13 protein-coding genes are annotated in these 16,657 nt (G+C 70.7%); 7 read left to right on the forward strand and 6 right to left on the reverse strand.

The annotated features are described in order from the left end of the window. The first annotated feature begins 22 nt into the window (after window positions 1–22). From BGO45_RS04805 to BGO45_RS04815, 3 genes are read left to right on the forward strand one after another with little or no spacing between them, the layout of a single operon-like run. A complete protein-coding gene (locus BGO45_RS04805; RefSeq protein WP_292691378.1) occupies window positions 23–2,191 on the forward strand; it encodes an RNA degradosome polyphosphate kinase in 2,169 nt (722 codons plus the stop codon). After that, a complete protein-coding gene (locus BGO45_RS04810; protein WP_292691379.1) occupies window positions 2,188–3,126 on the forward strand; it encodes an NUDIX hydrolase in 939 nt (312 codons plus the stop codon). The genes BGO45_RS04805 and BGO45_RS04810 overlap by 4 nt, the downstream gene beginning before the upstream one ends. After that, window positions 3,123–3,641 (forward strand): hypothetical protein, encoded by a 519-nt coding sequence (locus BGO45_RS04815; protein WP_292691381.1) that lies wholly within the window; start codon window positions 3,123–3,125, stop codon window positions 3,639–3,641. Before BGO45_RS04810 ends, BGO45_RS04815 begins: the two co-directional genes overlap by 4 nt. 72 nt (window positions 3,642–3,713) lie before the next feature. Here the strand turns inward: BGO45_RS04815 and BGO45_RS04820 are convergent, their stop codons facing one another. Then, the gene (locus BGO45_RS04820) at window positions 3,714–5,012 is read right to left on the reverse strand and encodes a M1 family metallopeptidase (protein ID WP_292691383.1); all 1,299 of its coding nucleotides are present in this window, start codon (window positions 5,010–5,012) and stop codon (window positions 3,714–3,716) included. Continuing rightward, window positions 5,009–8,917 (reverse strand): Pls/PosA family non-ribosomal peptide synthetase, encoded by a 3,909-nt coding sequence (locus tag BGO45_RS04825; protein ID WP_292692873.1) that lies wholly within the window; start codon window positions 8,915–8,917, stop codon window positions 5,009–5,011. Before BGO45_RS04825 ends, BGO45_RS04820 begins: the two co-directional genes overlap by 4 nt. A gap of 188 nt (window positions 8,918–9,105) precedes the next feature. Between BGO45_RS04825 and BGO45_RS04830 the strand changes: the two genes are divergently transcribed. From BGO45_RS04830 to pstB, 4 genes are all read left to right on the forward strand, one after another. After that, window positions 9,106–10,227, forward strand: a complete 1,122-nt coding sequence (locus BGO45_RS04830; protein WP_076494183.1) for a phosphate ABC transporter substrate-binding protein PstS — start codon at window positions 9,106–9,108, stop codon at window positions 10,225–10,227. A 162-nt stretch (window positions 10,228–10,389) separates the two neighbouring features. After that, a complete protein-coding gene (gene pstC / locus BGO45_RS04835; RefSeq protein WP_076494185.1) occupies window positions 10,390–11,391 on the forward strand; it encodes a phosphate ABC transporter permease subunit PstC in 1,002 nt (333 codons plus the stop codon). Further along, window positions 11,388–12,491, forward strand: a complete 1,104-nt coding sequence (gene pstA / locus BGO45_RS04840; protein ID WP_292691387.1) for a phosphate ABC transporter permease PstA — start codon at window positions 11,388–11,390, stop codon at window positions 12,489–12,491. Before pstC ends, pstA begins: the two co-directional genes overlap by 4 nt. A 16-nt stretch (window positions 12,492–12,507) precedes the next feature. Beyond that, a complete protein-coding gene (pstB, locus tag BGO45_RS04845; RefSeq protein ID WP_292691388.1) occupies window positions 12,508–13,287 on the forward strand; it encodes a phosphate ABC transporter ATP-binding protein PstB in 780 nt (259 codons plus the stop codon). 54 nt (window positions 13,288–13,341) lie between these two features. Here the strand turns inward: pstB and BGO45_RS04850 are convergent, their stop codons facing one another. The 4 genes from BGO45_RS04850 to sigK all read right to left on the reverse strand — a co-directional run bounded on the left by BGO45_RS04850 (window position 13,342) and on the right by sigK (window position 16,621). Continuing rightward, window positions 13,342–14,226: an aminodeoxychorismate lyase gene (locus BGO45_RS04850; protein ID WP_292691390.1), complete on the reverse strand. Its 885-nt coding sequence runs from the start codon at window positions 14,224–14,226 to the stop codon at window positions 13,342–13,344. 301 nt (window positions 14,227–14,527) lie between these two features. Then, window positions 14,528–15,166, reverse strand: coding sequence for a DNA-directed RNA polymerase subunit beta (locus tag BGO45_RS04855; RefSeq protein ID WP_076494191.1), 639 nt, complete (start codon window positions 15,164–15,166; stop codon window positions 14,528–14,530). A gap of 52 nt (window positions 15,167–15,218) precedes the next feature. Then, window positions 15,219–16,022 (reverse strand): anti-sigma factor, encoded by an 804-nt coding sequence (locus BGO45_RS04860; protein ID WP_292691392.1) that lies wholly within the window; start codon window positions 16,020–16,022, stop codon window positions 15,219–15,221. After that, window positions 16,019–16,621 carry an ECF RNA polymerase sigma factor SigK gene (gene sigK, locus BGO45_RS04865; RefSeq protein WP_292691393.1) on the reverse strand — a complete coding sequence of 201 codons (603 nt, stop codon included), beginning with the start codon at window positions 16,619–16,621 and terminating at the stop codon, window positions 16,019–16,021. The genes BGO45_RS04860 and sigK overlap by 4 nt, the downstream gene beginning before the upstream one ends. Between the last annotated feature and the right edge of the window lie 36 nt (window positions 16,622–16,657).

Genomic DNA, 16,657 nt, shown 5'->3' on the forward strand with positions numbered 1-16,657 from the left:
CGACCCCTGCAATGATGTGGGAATGATCGAACACGACGTACTCGATACGGGACTGGGCGACGCGGACGACGACGACTTCGACGAAGCGGTCGAGGCTGCCGACGAGCAGCTGCCCGACGGACGGTACCTCGACCGCGAGATCAGCTGGCTGTCGTTCAACCAGCGCGTGCTCGAGCTCGCCGAGGACCCGACGGTCCCCGTCCTCGAACGGGCCAACTTCCTCGCGATCTTCGCCAGCAACCTCGACGAGTTCTTCATGGTGCGCGTCGCGGGCCTGAAGCGTCGCATCGTCACGGGTCTCGCCGTGCCGACCAATGTCGGCCGCGCGCCGCTCGACGTCCTCGCCGACATCTCGGCCGAGGCCCACCGCCTGCAGCTCCGGCACGCCGCGGCCTGGACCGATCACGTGCGCCCGGCCCTGGCCGAGGCGGGCATCGAGGTCGTGTCGTGGAACTCGCTCGACGAGGAGTCCGCGGTGCGGCTCACCGAGTACTTCCAGCGCAATGTCTTCCCGGTGCTCATGCCGCTGGCCGTCGACCCGGCGCACCCCTTCCCCTACATCTCCGGGCTCTCGCTGAACCTCGCGATCCGCATCCGCAACGCGCGCACGGGTCGCCAGGAGTTCGCACGCCTCAAGGTGCCGCCGATGCTCCCCCGCTTCGTCGAGGTGCCGGGCGACGGACCCGGCGTGCGCTACCTCCCCCTCGAAGAACTCATCTCCAACCACCTCGGCGACCTGTTCCCGGGGATGGAGGTGCTCGATCACCACGCGTTCCGCCTCACCCGCAACGAGGACATGACGATCGAGGAGGACGAGACCGAGAACCTCATCCAGGCGCTCGAGGCCGAGCTCCTGCGTCGCCGGTTCGGCCCGCCGATCCGCCTCGAGATCACCGAGGACATGGACGACCTGACCCGCGACCTCCTGCTCAGCGAGCTCGACATCACCGAGCAGGAGGTCTACCGCCTGCCGGGCGCCCTCGATCTGCGCGGGCTGTTCGACCTGTCGCGCATCGACCGTCCCGACCTGCACTACCCGCCGCACGTGCCCAAGACGGCCCTCGCCTTCCAGCCGGCGGAGCAGAACGGGCGGGCCGACCTGTTCGGCGCCATCCGCAAGGGCGACGTGCTCGTGCACCACCCGTACGAGTCGTTCGCGACGAGCGTGCAGGCCTTCCTCGAGCAGGCCGCCCGAGACCCGCACGTCCTGGCCATCAAACAGACCCTGTACCGCACCTCGGGCGACAGTCCGATCGTGCAGGCGCTGATCGATGCGGCCGAGGCGGGCAAGCAGGTGCTCGCCCTGGTCGAGGTGAAGGCCCGGTTCGACGAGGCCAACAACATCGTGTGGGCACGCAAGCTCGAGAAGGCCGGCGTGCACGTCGTCTACGGTCTCGTGGGCCTCAAGACCCACTGCAAGCTCGCCCTCGTCATCCGCGAGGAAGAGGGGCGTCTGCGCCACTACAGCCACGTCGGAACCGGCAACTACAACCCCAAGACCAGCCGCATCTACGAGGATTTCGGCCTCTTCACGGTCGACGATCAGGTCGGTCGCGACCTCACCCGTCTCTTCAACGAGCTCAGCGGGTACGCGATCGAGAAGAAGTTCAAGCGCCTTCTCGTGGCGCCGCTGCACCTGCGCAAGGGCCTGCTGCGCCACATCGAGCGCGAGCGGGTCAACGCGCTCGCGGGGAAGGCGTCGGGCGTCCGCATCAAGGTCAACTCGATGGTCGACGAGCAGATCATCGACGCCCTCTACCGCGCCAGCCAGGCCGGCGTCCCGGTCGAGGTCTGGGTGCGCGGCATCTGTTCGATCAAGCCCGGTGTCCCGGGAATGAGCGAGAACATCCGCGTGCGCTCGATCCTGGGCCGCTACCTCGAGCACTCCCGCATCTTCGCGTTCGTGAACGACGGCGACCCGCAGGTGTTCATCGGCAGTGCCGACATGATGCACCGCAACCTCGACCGCCGCGTCGAGGCGCTCGTGCGCGTGGTCGACCCGAAGGAACTGCAGGAGCTCTCCGACCTCTTCGATCTCGCGATGGACGAGGGGACGAGCTCGTGGCACCTCGGAAGCGAGGGCGAGTGGACGCGCCACAGCGTGGATGCCGAGGGCGCACCGCTCATCGACCTCCAGGAGCACACGATGGCGCGGATCCAGCGCAAGCGCCGGTCGCGGGCGGTCCGGTGACCGAAACCGCCGTCTACGCCGCGGGCGGCGTGGTCTGGCGCATGGTCGAGGGCAAGTACCGCGTGCTCTTGATCCATCGCACCAAGTACCGCGACGTGACGCTCCCCAAGGGCAAGGTCGACCCCGGCGAGACGCTGGCCGAGACCGCGGTCCGCGAGATCCGGGAGGAGACCGGCATCCGGGTCGCCCTCGGGGTGCCCGTGGGCGTCTCGCGGTACCGGATGCCGAGCTCGCGCACGAAGATCGTGCACTACTGGGCCGCCGAGGCGACCGACGCGGCGGTGCGCACATCGACGTTCGTGCCGAACAAGGAGATCGCGGCGATCGAGTGGGTGGGGCTGAAGAAGGCGCGCAAGCACCTCAGCTACCCGGTCGACATCGAGATCCTCGACGAGTTCGTCCGCCTGGTGGACGAGCAGGCCCTCCCGACGTTCCCGATCATCGCGTTGCGTCACGCCAAGGCCCGCGCCCGGGAGGAGTGGAGCCAAGAGGATGCCGCGCGCCCGCTGAGTCCGCGAGGTCGACGCCAGGCGAACGCGATCGTGGGTCCGCTCCTCGCGTTCGGTGTCCGGCGGATCGTGTCGAGCCCGGCCGAGCGGTGCGTCCGCACGGTCGTGCCGTTGTCCGCCGCGCTCGCGCAGCGCGTGCAGATGTCGGCGGCGATCAGCCAGGACGCGTGGGAGGAAGGACGCAGCGACGCCCGCAGCGTCGTCGGTGAACGCGTCCGTGCCCGCAAACCCGTGGTCCTCGCCAGCCACGGCCCGGTGCTCCCCGAGATCATGCACGAGCTGGCGCTGGCCACCGGCACGATGCGCGGGTCGTACCTGGGAAGTTCTTCGGCCCTCGAACCGGCCGCGTTCTCGGTGGCCCACATCCCCGTCGCCCATCCCGGGTCGGGGATCGTCGCGATCGAGACGCACGAGCCGCAGGTGTGACGCTCCCCGCCGGCGTGCGCCTCGCGTGGCGGCGCATCCCCGAGGGTGTCGAGCGCCGCACGGTCGCGCGGGCGCTGCTCGCCGAGCTGCTTCCGGGGGCGACGTTCGTGTCGCGGTGCCCGTCCTGTGGCGGCGACCATGGTCGCGTCCGGGTCCTGGGGACGGATTCCGCGGTCTCCGTGTCGTACGCCGACGGGTGGGCGTTCGTGGTCGCGGCGCCCGGATGGGGGCGCGTAGGGCTGGATGCCGTCCCCGCCTCCGCGTCGGGATTGGACCGCATCCTGCCGGGCGGAGACGCCCGGTCGTGGGCGCGGGTGGAGGCCGTCCTCAAGGCCGACGGCCGCGGACTGGCCGTCGACCCGCTCCGCGTGCGGTTCGCCGACTCGGCAGCGCCCGGCGAGGAGTGGACCGCGTCGATCGACGACGGCGCCGCCGTCTCCGGCTGGGACGCCGACGGTCCATCCGGCGTCGTGCTGGCCGTGGCTGCCGACCTCGGCGTCGCGCATCCTCAGTGATCCGCGCAACCTCAGCGCCCCGGCATCCTTCCCGACTCACCGAACGCGAATCGCCGACCTTGCGCCGCGCGGTCAGGGCAGCGGCGGAACCTCGGCGCGATCGATCCACCGCGACAGCAGCTCCACGGCATCCGCTCCCCCGGCCGCACGGACCGCGGCACGCAGATCGTCGGTGCCGACGAGGGCGTGGCGGTGGGCGGCCGTCCACCCGCGGACGAGGTCGAAGAACCGGTCGTCGCCGATGCTCCGCCGCAGCGCGTGGAGGGTGAGCGCCCCGCGCTTGTAGACGCGGTCGTCGAACATGTCGTCGGGGCCGGGATCGGTCAGGAGCAGATCCTGCGGCTTCGCGGTCAGACGCTCGTGATGGCTGCGCGCGCAGTCGTCGGTCGAACGACCGCCGGATGCCTCGGACCACAGCCACTCGGCGTAGCAGGCGAATCCCTCGTTGAGCCAGATGTCGCTCCAGCGGGCGATCCCGACACTGTTGCCGAACCACTGGTGGGCGAGCTCGTGGGCGATGAGACGCTGCGCCGCGGGGACGAGGTGATTCATGCCGAACACGGCGAGCCCCTGCGCCTCGAGCGGGATCTCCAACTCGTCGGCGGTGACCACGAGGGAGCACGCCTCCTGCGGGTAGGGGCCGAAGAAGCAGTCGAACACGCGCAGCATCTCGGGCACGGGGGCGAACGCCCGGTCCGCCGCGGCGGCGAGCGCAGGGGGCGCGGTGACGGTCACCGCGGGGATGCCCGCGGCCCCGGAACCCGGGAGGGCACGGGTGCGGTAGCGGCCCACGTGGACGGCTGCGAGGTAGGTGGCCGTCGGGACGTCCGAGGTGAACGTCGAGGTCACCCTCCCGCCGCGGCGGCTCGTCGCCCCCGCCACTCCGGTCGCGGCGACCGTGTAGCCGTCGTCCACGGTGATCCGCATGGTCATGCGCGCACGGTCGTCGGGGCGGTCGTTGCACGGGAACCAGGTGGGGGCGCCGATCGGCTGACCCGCCACGAGAGCCCCGTCCGTGAGTTCCTCCCAGCCGACCGCACCCCAGCGCGATCGGCGCGGGCCGGGGGCTCCGGCGTAGGCCACCTCGACCTCGAACGGCTCCCCCGGCGCGAGGGGCCGGGGCGCCGCGACGCGCAGCTTCCCCGCCGCCGCCGAGAAACGGGCGGGAGCGCCGCCGACACGGACTCGTGTGGCGCGGAGCCCGACGAGGTCGAGGACGACGGAGGTCAGATCCTCGGCGGCGACGGCGGCGATGACCGCCGTGCCCTGGAGGCGGTTCGTGCGGACGCGGTAGTCGAGGGTGAGGTCGTACGAAGCCACGTCGTACCCGGCGTCGCCGCTCTGCGGAGCGTACGGATCGACGCCGCTCACGTGGTCGACTGGTAGGCGCGCACCTTCACGGCGCGCCAGGGGCCGATGGGGTTGCCGCTCCAGCGCGAGCCGACGGGGACGGTCTCGCCCCGCATCACGAGCGACGCGGGACCGACGGTGGCGTGAGCGCCGAGCGTGGAGGCGGGGAGCACCACGCTGTGCGGCCCGAGGGTCGCACCGGGTTCGAGCTCGACGGTGTCCATACTCATGATTCGATCATGGAAAAGGTGGGTCTGGACGACGCACCCGCGGTTGACGGTCGACGCGTCCCCGAGAGTGACCAGGTCGGGCTCGGGCAGCCAGTAGCTCTCGCACCACACGCCGCGGCCGATGCGGGCGCCGAGGGTGCGCAGCCAGACCGCGAGCGCGGGTGTGCCCGTGGCGGCGCGCGCGAACCAGGGCGCCGCGACCATCTCGGTGAAGGTGTCCGAGACCTCGGTGCGCCACACGAAGCTCGACCACAGCGGCTGCTCCCCCGCCCGGATGACCCCGACGATCGCCCACTTCGCCAGGGTCGAGATCCCGGCGGCGACAGCGCCGGCGGCCAGCAGCACCACGCCCGAGAGCAGGAGCGTCCCGACCGGACCGATGGCATCCCACAGCCCCGCCAGCGCGAACAGCACCGCCAGGCCGATCGCGCACGTGACGACCACGGGGACGAAGCGACCGAGCTCCCACAGGGCTCGCGCCAGACGGAGCCCGGGGCCGGGGTTGTACGTGCGCGAATCGTCCCCCTCGGCCGACAGGCGTCGCAGTCGCACCGCGGGCGACCCGAGCCACGAGGATCCGGGCTTGGCTTTCAGCGGTGCCGCCGACAGCACCGCGACGAGGCCGTCGCGCGGCACACGGTGGCCGGGGGCCGCCATGCCGGAGTTGCCGAGGAACGCCCGCTTGCCGATCCGCACCGATCCCACGCGCAGCCACCCGGAGCGGAGTTCGTACGACGCCACCATCGTGTCGTCGGCGAGGAACGCCCCATCCTCGATGCGCGTCATCGTCGGGAGGAGAAGGACGGTGGATGCCTCGACGTCGCGGCCCACGCGCGCACCGAGCATCCGCAGCCAGACGGGGGTGAACAGGCTGGAGTACAGCGGGAAGAGGATCGTGCGCGCCGAATCCAGCAGCCGCTCGATCGTCCACGCCTGCCAGGCGACGCGGCTGCGCACGGGGAACGTCCCCTCGACCAGTCCGATCGAGAAGACCCGGACGAGCAGCACCACGGATGCCGCGAACACCAGGCCGGTGACGGCGACACCGGGCACGAGCCAGGCGAAGGCGGCTCCGGCCGCGGCGGCGAGGGAGCCGGCATCCCGCATGCCCTGTGCGACGACGAGTCCCCCGACGGCGAACGACAGCAGCGGGAGGAGGGCGAGGAGCACGGCGGAGCAGGCGTAGGCCCACAACCAGCGCGTGGGGGCGGACGGCCGTTCCGTCGGCCAGCCTTTCGCCGTTCCCCCGACACGGACGGCCGGAGACCCGGCCCAGGACTGGTCGGCTTTCACGCGTCCGAAGACCGCCGATCCCGGCGCGATCTCGGCGCGGCGCCCGATGCGCGTCCCCGGGGCGAGGGTGGAGCGGGCGCCCACCGTGGCCTCGCTGCCGATGCGGACCTCGCCGATGCGCACGAGGTCTCCGTCGATCCAGTAGCCGGTGAGATCGACCTCGGGCTCGATCGACGCACCGTCGCCGACGACGAGCATGCCGGTCACGGGAGGCAGGGCGTGGAGATCGACGTTCCGGCCGATGCGGGCGCCTAGAGCGCGGGCGTAGTACGAGACCCACGGCGCTCCGGCCAGCCCCACGGCGTCGACCTGCGCAGCGATCTGCTCGGCCAGCCACAGACGCACGTGCACGCCCCCGCCCCGGGGGTAGTCCCCGGGACGGACCCCGGCCAGCAGCAACCGCGCGGACACCACGGCGATCGCCATGCGCCCGAACGGGGTCGCGAACACCACCAGCCCGGTCAGCAGAGCGGGCCAGGGGACGGACGGCAGCACCTCGAAGCCGGGGACGAACTGCAGGATCGCGGACGCCGTGAGGAGGTACAGCAGCCACCGCACGCCCGACAGGATGAACAGCGGGGCGCCGAGGAGGGTCTGGACCCACTGCGTCGCCCGCGGTGTCGGAGTCGGCCGGTGGAACACCGCGGGCGCGTCGTCCGTGAGCTGGGGGCCGAGGGCCTTGGCCATCGCCCCGAGACGCGGGACGTCGTAGATGTCGGCGACCGAGAACTCGGGCACGCGCGCGCGGATGCGCGACACCAGTTGCGCCGCCGACAGCGAACCTCCGCCGAGATCGAAGAAGTCGGCTTTGCGATCGGTGACCGGGAGTCCCAGGACCGCCTGCCACTGGGCGGCCAGCCAGGTCTCGTCGGCCGAGAAATCGGTTGCGACCGGAGCGTCGACGCCCGGCAGCGGCCACGGCAGCGCGGCACGATCGACCTTCCCGGACGTGCGGACGGGAAGCTCGTCGACGACCCCGAGCAGCGGGATCGTCGCGGCGGGCAGGCTTTCGGCGAGCGCCGCGCGCGCGGCGGCGCGGTCGAGCACGGCGCCGTCCTCCATGACGAGGTAGCCGACCAGGATCGGCACTCCGGCCTCGGTCGTGCGCACGGCGACGGTCGCGGCGTGCACGCGCGGCAGATCCTGCAGCGCCGACTCGACCTCGCCGAGCTCGATCCGGCGGCCGCCGACCTTCACCTGGTCGTCGGCGCGGCCCTGGAAGACGAGACCCTCGCGCTCGAAGCGGACGAGGTCGCCCGATCGGTAGGCCCGCTCCCACCCCAGCGTCGGCATCGGCGCGTACTTCTCGGCATCCTTGGCGGGGTCGAGATACCGGGCGAGCCCCACTCCCCCGATGATCAGCTCGCCGACCTCGCCCTCGGCGACGGGCTGCCCCTCGCCGTCGACGACCGCGAGCGCCCAGCCGTCGAGCGGGAGCCCGATGCGCACGGGCGGCGTTCCGTCCAGCGGTGCGGCGCACGCGACCACCGTCGCCTCGGTGGGGCCGTAGGTGTTCCACACCTCGCGCCCCTCGGCCACGAGCCGGGCGGCGAGTTCGGGAGGACACGCCTCGCCGCCGAAGATCAGCAGTCGGACGTTCTCGATCGAATCCGCCGGCCACATCGCGGCGAGGGTGGGGACCGTGGAGACGACCGAGATGCCCTGGCGCAGCAGCCACGGCGCGAGGTCCTCGCCCGAGCGGACGAGCGAGCGCGGTGCGGGGACGAGACACGCACCGTGCCCCCACGCGAGCCACATCTCCTCGCACGACGCGTCGAAGGCGACCGAGAGCCCCGCCAGGACACGGTCGCCCGGTCCGAGCGGGTCGCCCTGCAGGAACAGCCGCGCCTCGGCCTCGACGAAGGCCGCTGCCGACCGGTGGGTGACGGCCACCCCCTTGGGCACCCCGGTCGAACCCGACGTGAAGATGATCCAGGCGTCGTCGTCGACCGTCGGCGGCGCCACGATCGGGACGGCGTTGGTGCGGGGGTGCGGAGCCTCCCCGTCGTACAGGCGCACGAGGTCGTCGCCCGCCGCGACGAACTCGCCGTCGCCCGCGATGATGCCCCTGACCCCGGCCTCGCCGAACACCAGACGCGCACGCTCGTCGGGATCGTCGGCGTCCACCGGCACGTAGGCGGCGCCGGCGGCCATCACGGCGAGGATCGAGACGTACAGCTCCTTCGAGCCCGACGGCATCCGGACACCGACCCGGTCGCCCCGGCGCACGCCGGCCTCGTGCAGCGACGCCGCCGTGCGCCAGACGCGCGCGAGCAGCTCGCGATAACTGAGGGCGCCCGAGCCGTCGTCGATGGCGGAGGCCTCGGGATGCCGTGCGGCCACGTCCGCGAGGATGTCGATCAGCGTGCGCGGCGCCGCAGCGGCGCTCGTGCGGTCGAGCATCGCCGGGGTGGGGAACACGGGGGTCGTCACGGGGGTGAAGCGTACACACGCCGGGAAAACACCCCGGAACGGCCGCGCCGGTTCACCTTCCGTTCACCCGTGCAACGCACTCTGGTAAGGGACGGTGTTTACCGTGCGGGAGAACCCTGCACCGGGTTCGTGTCCCCGACATGCGAAGGATTCACATAGTGAAGCTCTCCCGATTCGCCCAGCTGGGCGCCGTGGCCGCCGTGGCCTCTCTCGCCCTCGCCGGCTGCGCCTCCTCCAGCGGCGGCACCTCGGAGTCGTCCCCGTCCGCCTCCTCGGCCGACGTGGCGTTCACGATCGACCCCAGCCTCGCCGGCACCATCACCGCCGGTGGCTCCAGCGCCCAGGCCAACGCGCAGGCCGCGTGGACCGCCGCCTACAACGCCACCGCCAAGGGCGTGACGATCAACTACGACAAGTCGCAGGGCTCCGGTGGCGGTGTCACCAACTTCCTCAGCGGCGCGTACGACTTCGCCGGCTCCGACTCGCCCCTGAACGCCGACCAGACCACGCAGTCGAAGGCGCTCTGCACGGACGGCGGCGTGAACATCCCGATCTACCTCGATGGTGTCGCGATCATCTTCAACATCCCCGGCGTGAGCGAGCTGAAGCTCAGCGGCGAGACCATCGCGAAGATCTTCGCCCTGCAGATCACCGACTGGTCCGACCCGGCCATCACCAAGGACAACGGCACGGCACTGGCCGCCGGTCCGATCACGACCGTCGCGCGTTCGGACGGCTCCGGCACCACGACGAACTTCACCAACTACCTCGCCGCGACGCAGTCGTCGGTCTGGACCTCGCCCGCGGGCAAGGACTGGCCGATCGAGGGCAACGTGTCGAAGCAGAAGGGCGGCTCGGGCGTCGTCGAGGCCGTCAAGGCCGGCTCCGGCACCATCGGTTACGCCGACCACTCGGCCATCGGTGACCTGAAGTCCGTCGCGATCATCCAGGACGGCACCGCGATCCCCTTCAGCCCCGAGGCCGTCACGGCGACCTTCGCGGCCGCGGCCGTCGACGCCGACAACGGCGTCCCCGGTGACCTGTCGAAGAAGTTCGACTACACCAAGCTGACCGCCGAGACCTACCCGATCCCGCTGGTCTCGTACGCCATCACCTGCACCGAGTTCAAGGACACCAAGCAGGCGGAGCTCGTGAAGTCGTACCTCGGCTTCATCACCAGCTCGCTCGGCCAGCAGGTCGCCGCGAAGAACGCCGGTTCCGCGCCGCTTCCCGAGTCGGTCCTCGCGGACGCCGCGAAGACGCTCGAGGCGATCAAGTAAACATCTCTCGGATCCGAACCGGTCCGCACCTCGGTGCGGGCCGGTTCGGGCTGATCAGAAGCGTCGATGTCCGCATCGACGCTTCCGCTGAGCCCGACCATCCTCAGAGAGAATCCCGACCCGAGGAGCACACCATGACCATTGCCGAGAACGAGGTCAGCCGTGGCTGACACCGTCTCTGCTCCCCCGGCCGGGGACCGTTCCACGATCGTCGGCAAGCGCCGCGCGGGAGACACCGTCTTCCTCGGCCTGTCGATGACGGCCTCGATCTCGATCATGATCATCCTGGCGGGTGTCGCGATCTTCCTGATCATCAAGGGCCTCCCCGCGATCACCGGCGACTGGACGCAGGGCGACCTCGCCGGCTACCAGAACGGCTCGTGGACGAACTTCTGGGAGTATGTCGGTCCGCTCCTGTGGGGAAGCATCTGGGCGGCCCTCATCGCGATGGTGCTCGGCACCCCCGTGGCGATCGGCATCGCGCTGTTCATCTCGCACTACGCGCCGCGTCGGATCGCCGGAGCGCTCGGCTACATCGTCGACCTGCTCGCGGCCGTCCCCTCGATCGTGTTCGGCCTGTGGGGCATCATCGTGATGCGCCCGCTCCTCATCCCGCTGGGCGAGTTCCTGAACACCTACTTCGGGTGGATCCCGCTCTTCGCCGGCTCCCCGTCGAGCACCGGGTCGACGCTGCTCACCGGCTCCGTGGTGCTCGCGGTGATGATCCTCCCGATCGTCACCTCGATCACGCGCGAGATCTTCCTCCAGACCCCGCGCCTGCACGAGGAGGCCGCCCTGGCCCTCGGAGCCACGCGCTGGGAGATGATCCGTCTGGCGGTGTTCCCCTACGCCCGCAGCGGCATGGTCTCGGCCACGCTCCTCGGTCTCGGGCGCGCGCTCGGCGAGACGATGGCCATCGCGCTCATCATCTCGCCCAGCCTCATCTACTCGGTCCTGATCCTCACCGACGGCTACAACTCGCAGACGATCGCCGCCAACATCGCGTTGAACTTCCCGATCGCGACCGACCTGCAGCGCTCCGCGCTCATCGGCACCGGTCTGATGCTGTTCGTCGTGTCGCTCGCGGTGAACATCCTGGCCCGCTACATCATCAGCGCGACCGGCCCGGGGGCGAAGGGTCGCAGGAAGGGGAAGCGCTCGTGACCACCACCAACGCCCCGTCGGCGGCGTCGTCCGCCTCGACTCCGCTCGCGCTCACCAGCGGTCAGCTCCCCCGCTACATCGAACCGGCGATGCTCGTCGGTGTCGCGGTGCTGGTCGCCGGCGTGCAGTTCCTCATCGGCGGCTTCCACCTGCCGAGCTGGCTGATCCTCACCGCGCTGCTGTACCTGATCGCGATCGCCATCGGTTCCTCGATCGTCGAGAGCCGCCGCAAGGCCGTCGACCGCGTCGTCCGCGGTCTCGTCACGGCCGCCTTCATCCTCGCCGTGGCGCCGCTCATCTCGACGCTGTGGACCGTGGTGTCCAAGGGCCTCGCGGTCGTGAACTGGAACTTCATCACCCAGACCGGCGGCAGCGCCTTCGACCCCGACACCCTCGCGGTGGTCGCGACCCCCGGCGCTCTCCAGGCGATCGTCGGAACGCTCATCATCACGGGCATCGCGGCGCTCATCTCGGTGCCGATCGGTGTGCTCGCCGCCGTCTACCTCGTCGAGTACGCGCTGCCGACCAACCCGCTGCGCCGCACGATCACGTTCCTCGTCGACGTCATGACCGGTATCCCCTCGATCGTGGCCGGTCTGTTCGCGTTCTCGTTCTTCGCGCTGATCGTCGGCCCGAAGGCGTTCAGCGGGTTCTCGGCATCCATCGCCCTGTGCGTGCTGATGATCCCCATCGTCATCCGCTCCACGGAAGAGATGCTGCGCCTGGTCCCCGCCGACCTGCGCGAGGCGTCGCTCGCCCTCGGCGTCCCGCGTTCGGCGACGATCATCAAGGTCGTCCTGCGGACCGCGGCCAGCGGCATCATCACCGGTGTCGTGCTGGCCGTGGCCCGCGTCGTCGGCGAGACCGCCCCGATCTTCATCGCGGCCAGCTTCACCGACAACTTCAACTCCAACCCGTTCGACGGTCCGATGCAGACCCTCCCCGTGATGGCGTACACCGCGTACAGCTTCCCGGGACAGGACATCGACGCCTCTCAGGCCCAGGCCTGGGGCGCCGCGTTTCTGCTGGTCGTGCTCGTCGTCATCTTCAACCTGATCGCCCGCATCGTGGCTTCGGTGTTCGCACCGAAGGCGCGCTGATCCCAGGAAGGCCCCCGTGTCCAAGCGCATCGAGGTCGAAGACCTCAACGTCTACTACAGCGACTTCCTCGCGGTCGAAGGCGTCTCCATCGACATCCAGCCCCGCACCGTGACGGCCTTCATCGGCCCGTCCGGCTGTGGCAAGTCCACGTTCCTCCGCACGCTGAACCGCATGCACGAGGTGATCCCCGGCGGTCACGTCAAGGGACGCGTCCTCGTCGACGGCGACGACCTGTACGGCCCCGGGGTCGACCCGGTGCTCGTGCGTCGTCACGTCGGCATGGTGTTCCAGCGTCCGAACCCGTTCCCGACGATGTCGATCCGCGAGAACGTCCTGGCGGGCGCTCGCCTCAACAACAAGCGCCTCTCCAAGAGCGACGCCGACGCGCTCGTCGAGAAGTCCCTGCAGGGCGCGAACCTCTGGAACGAGGTGAAGGACCGCCTCGACAAGCCCGGCGGCGGCCTCTCCGGCGGTCAGCAGCAGCGTCTGTGCATCGCCCGCGCCATCGCGGTCTCGCCCGACGTGCTGCTGATGGACGAGCCGTGCTCGGCCCTCGACCCGATCTCGACGTTCGCGATCGAGGAGCTCATCTCGGAGCTGAAGAACGACTACACGATCGTGATCGTGACGCACAACATGCAGCAGGCCTCCCGCGTGAGCGACAAGACCGCGTTCTTCAACATCGCCGGCACCGGCAAGCCCGGCAAGCTCATCGAGTACAACGACACGGCGACGATCTTCACCGCGCCCACCGTGCAGGCGACGGAGGACTACGTCTCCGGACGCTTCGGATAAGCACCCCACCGCACGATGGCCCCGCACCGCGCGGGGCCATCGTCGTTCGCGGGCTCAGTCGCGCGGCGAGAGCAGGTAGGCGTTGAGCTCGTCCGTCATCGCGCGGTCGACGGTCTTCCCCGCGCCGTCGACCGCCGAGATCGGGGCGGCGAGCCGGACGCTCGAGAGCACCCAGGCCGCATCCGCGCGCTGCAGGTCGGCCACGGGCACCGTCTCGTACGCGGTCTCGAAGCCCCGCCGCTCGAGGTGCGCGAAGAGGCTCCGCTGCGTCGTCCCGTGCAGGATCCCGGCGTGCGGCTCGGGAGTGACGAAGCGGTCGCCGAAACGGAGGACGACGGATGCCGTGGGCGCCTCCAGCACGAACCCGTCGCTCGTGACGAAGACGGCGTCGTCCGCGCCGCGCCGCTTCGCCTCACGGATCGCGGCCATGTTCACCGCGTACGACAGCGTCTTGGCCCCGAGCAGCAGCCACGGCGCCCGCGCGGGCGCGTCGAGGGCGTACCCGCGGTCGAGCGTCGCGATGCGGACGCCCTCGGTGCGCGCGCGGGTGCTGTCGGGCGCGTCGGCCAGGGTGACCCACGCGGTGGGCGCCGGACCGTGTTCGACGCCGCGGCTGAGGATCAGCTTGATCACACTCTCGCCCGCGAGGGCGTCGGCGGCGACCCGCGCGATCGCGGCGCGCCACTGGTCGAGGTGCGGTTCCGGCAGCTCGCACAGCGCCGCCGAGTGCACCAGGCGGGCCAGGTGGGGCTCGACCTCCTGGGGGTGGCCGTCGACCACGCCGAGCGACTCGAAGACGCCGTCGCCGCGCTGCGCGCTGAGGTCGCCCACGCGCAGCGCGGGTGCGTCGGGCGCGACCGGGCGGAAGGTGTCGGCGTAGTCCTCCCGGGAGGAATCGGATGCCACGGGGTCGATCAGAAGGACGGAACGCCAAGCCATGGATCGACCCTATGCCCGCCGCGCCGACACGCCCGGGGTTCGTCAACCCCCGCCGTCGAGGGAATGTCTCCGCACGGTGCTTGTTACACTTCCATAGCCGGGCCGCAGTAACCCCGGGCTCCATCTTCTGCCGCTATGAGCGGCCTTGCGCCGAGAGGCGTTCTGCGGCCCGGCACTTTCTTTTCCCGCGTACGTGCAGCCGCGTGCCGTCGAGTGTCCACAACACGCCGCACGGGCACCCGACGCAACGGCGTGTCCTGGACAGTCGATGCCTCGCGCGGGTCGCGACCCCGCGCCCGGTTCAGGTCAGCGCGTCGCGACGCCACAGAGCCGCGGCCGCGGCGAGGTCGTCGGCGTACGTCGACAGGCGCAGCGCCCGCGTGGTCAGCGCCGTGGCGCGCTCGGACTCGGTGTTCTCGTAGTCGTCGGCGAGATGCGTCGAACCCGATGCCTGCACGCGGCAGAACGCCGCGGCACGATCCAGCGCGACGGCGAAGTCGCCCTCGAACAGCCCGCGCAGGATCGTGTCGATGAGCTGCACGAGTTCCTCGGGACCCGCCGGCGCGGGCGCGCCCACCACGACCGGGTCGACCGTCGCCATCTCCACCCGACCGCGCTCGAAGAGCAGGGCGGCGGTGGCGGCGTCGTCGTGGATCATGAGCTGCAGCAGGTAGAGCCGCCACAGCGCCCCGGGCAGCGACCGGGCGGGCGAGCGCGACCACAGCTCGGCGATGTCGTCGATGCCGTGGTCGTCGGTGAAGGCGACGAGCCGCTCGACGACGTCGACGCTCGGGTCGGCGCGCACGCGCGAGAGGAGCGCGTGCGCGGTGCTGTGCGCGACGCGCGAGACCTCAGCCGGGTCCTCCGCCGAGAACAGGCGGTCGAAGAGCTCGGCGGGACGCCGGACGGGCTTGTGGAACTCGCGAGGGGAATCGCTCATCGTTCCAGGCTAGAGCGTGCGCGACGACGGCCGGGCCGGGTGGAGGGACCGTTCAGGCGGTGGCCACCGCGACGACGGGTGCCGAACTCGGCGTGCCGTCGGGCGATCCGCCGGCGGGCTCCACGGTGACGGCGATGACGTCGCCGGAGTGGAACTCGCCCTGCAGCACCGCGGTCGCCTTTCCCTCGGCATCCGTCGAGAAGATCCCCGCGGCGATGGGGGTGTCGTCGCGGACGAACCACAGCTCGTACGTCTTGTCGCTGGGCAGCGTCGACATCTTGTCGGTCACGAGGACGCTCTGCCCCGTGGAGTCCGACCAGTGCGCCGTCACGACCGCGCCGTCGGGCATGGTCGCGGTCGCCGACTGCGCGTCGGGAGCCGTGGTGACCTGCTCGAGCGCGACGAGCGACGCGGGACGCGTGAGCTGCTGCCCGATCGTGACCGCACCGAAGCCCAGGACGAGCACGGCGACCAGTGACGCGGCCAGCGTGAACCACCGGCGCAGTCCCCACCCGCTCGACGCGGACGGACCGACCGTGACGGCCTCCTGCTCGGGCTCGATCGGCGCAGGGCCTGCGGCGGCGAAGTCTTCGAGCACGTCGCGGTCGTCGATCGGGGCGGCGGACTCCTGGGGAAGGTCGGCGATACGCGCCAGGAGCGACGCACGGATGGATGCCGGAGGCTCGACCGGCTCGACGGTCGCACTGATCGCGGCGACGGCGTCGGCGGCATCGCGGACGTGGGAGGACCAGTGCGGGTTGCCCGCCAAAGCCTCCTGGTACGCGCGTTCGTCTGCGTCGGAAAGCGCGTTCAGCGCGTGACCGGCAGCGAGGTCGGCGAAATCCCTCTCGTTCACTTGTCCACCCCCATCTCCATTCTTAAGCGCGACAGGCCGTCACGCATCCTGGTCTTGACCGTACCGAGCGGTGCCCCGACGAGGGTCGCGATCTCACTTTGGCTGTACCCACCGAAATAGGCGAGCGTGAGTGCTTCCTTCTGGGCGTCGGGAAGCGTCGCGAGTGCATCGACGACGCGCCGCCCTTCGATTTTCAGTTCTACTTTCTCAGAGACGTCGTCGTATGCGACATCCATATCCCGGAATCCGACGCGCACGTCGCGATCCACGCTCGACTGCGACGACCGCACGCGGTCCACCGCTCGTCGGTGCGCGATCGTGAGCACCCACGATCTTCCTTGACCCTTATTCGGAGTGAAGCGCGCGGCGGATTGCCAGATCTCCAGAAACACCTCCTGGAGAACTTCCTCGCTCTGCGACCGGTCGACGAGCACTCGCAGGATGAGTCCGAACGCGCGAGCCGACAGGGTGTCGTACAGCTCCGCGAATGCGGCGCGGTCGCCGGTGGCGATCTTCTGCAGCAATTCTCCGACGTGGTCGACGCGGTCCGCCCCGTCATCCGGGAGAGAGAAGCCGTCGATCACCATGACATCCAGCATGCCGCACGCGCACGGGACTTCCCTTCCTCGCGCGCG

The sequence above is a fragment of the Microbacterium sp. 71-36 genome (assembly GCF_001898305.1).
In the GTDB taxonomy this organism is placed as follows: domain Bacteria; phylum Actinomycetota; class Actinomycetes; order Actinomycetales; family Microbacteriaceae; genus Microbacterium.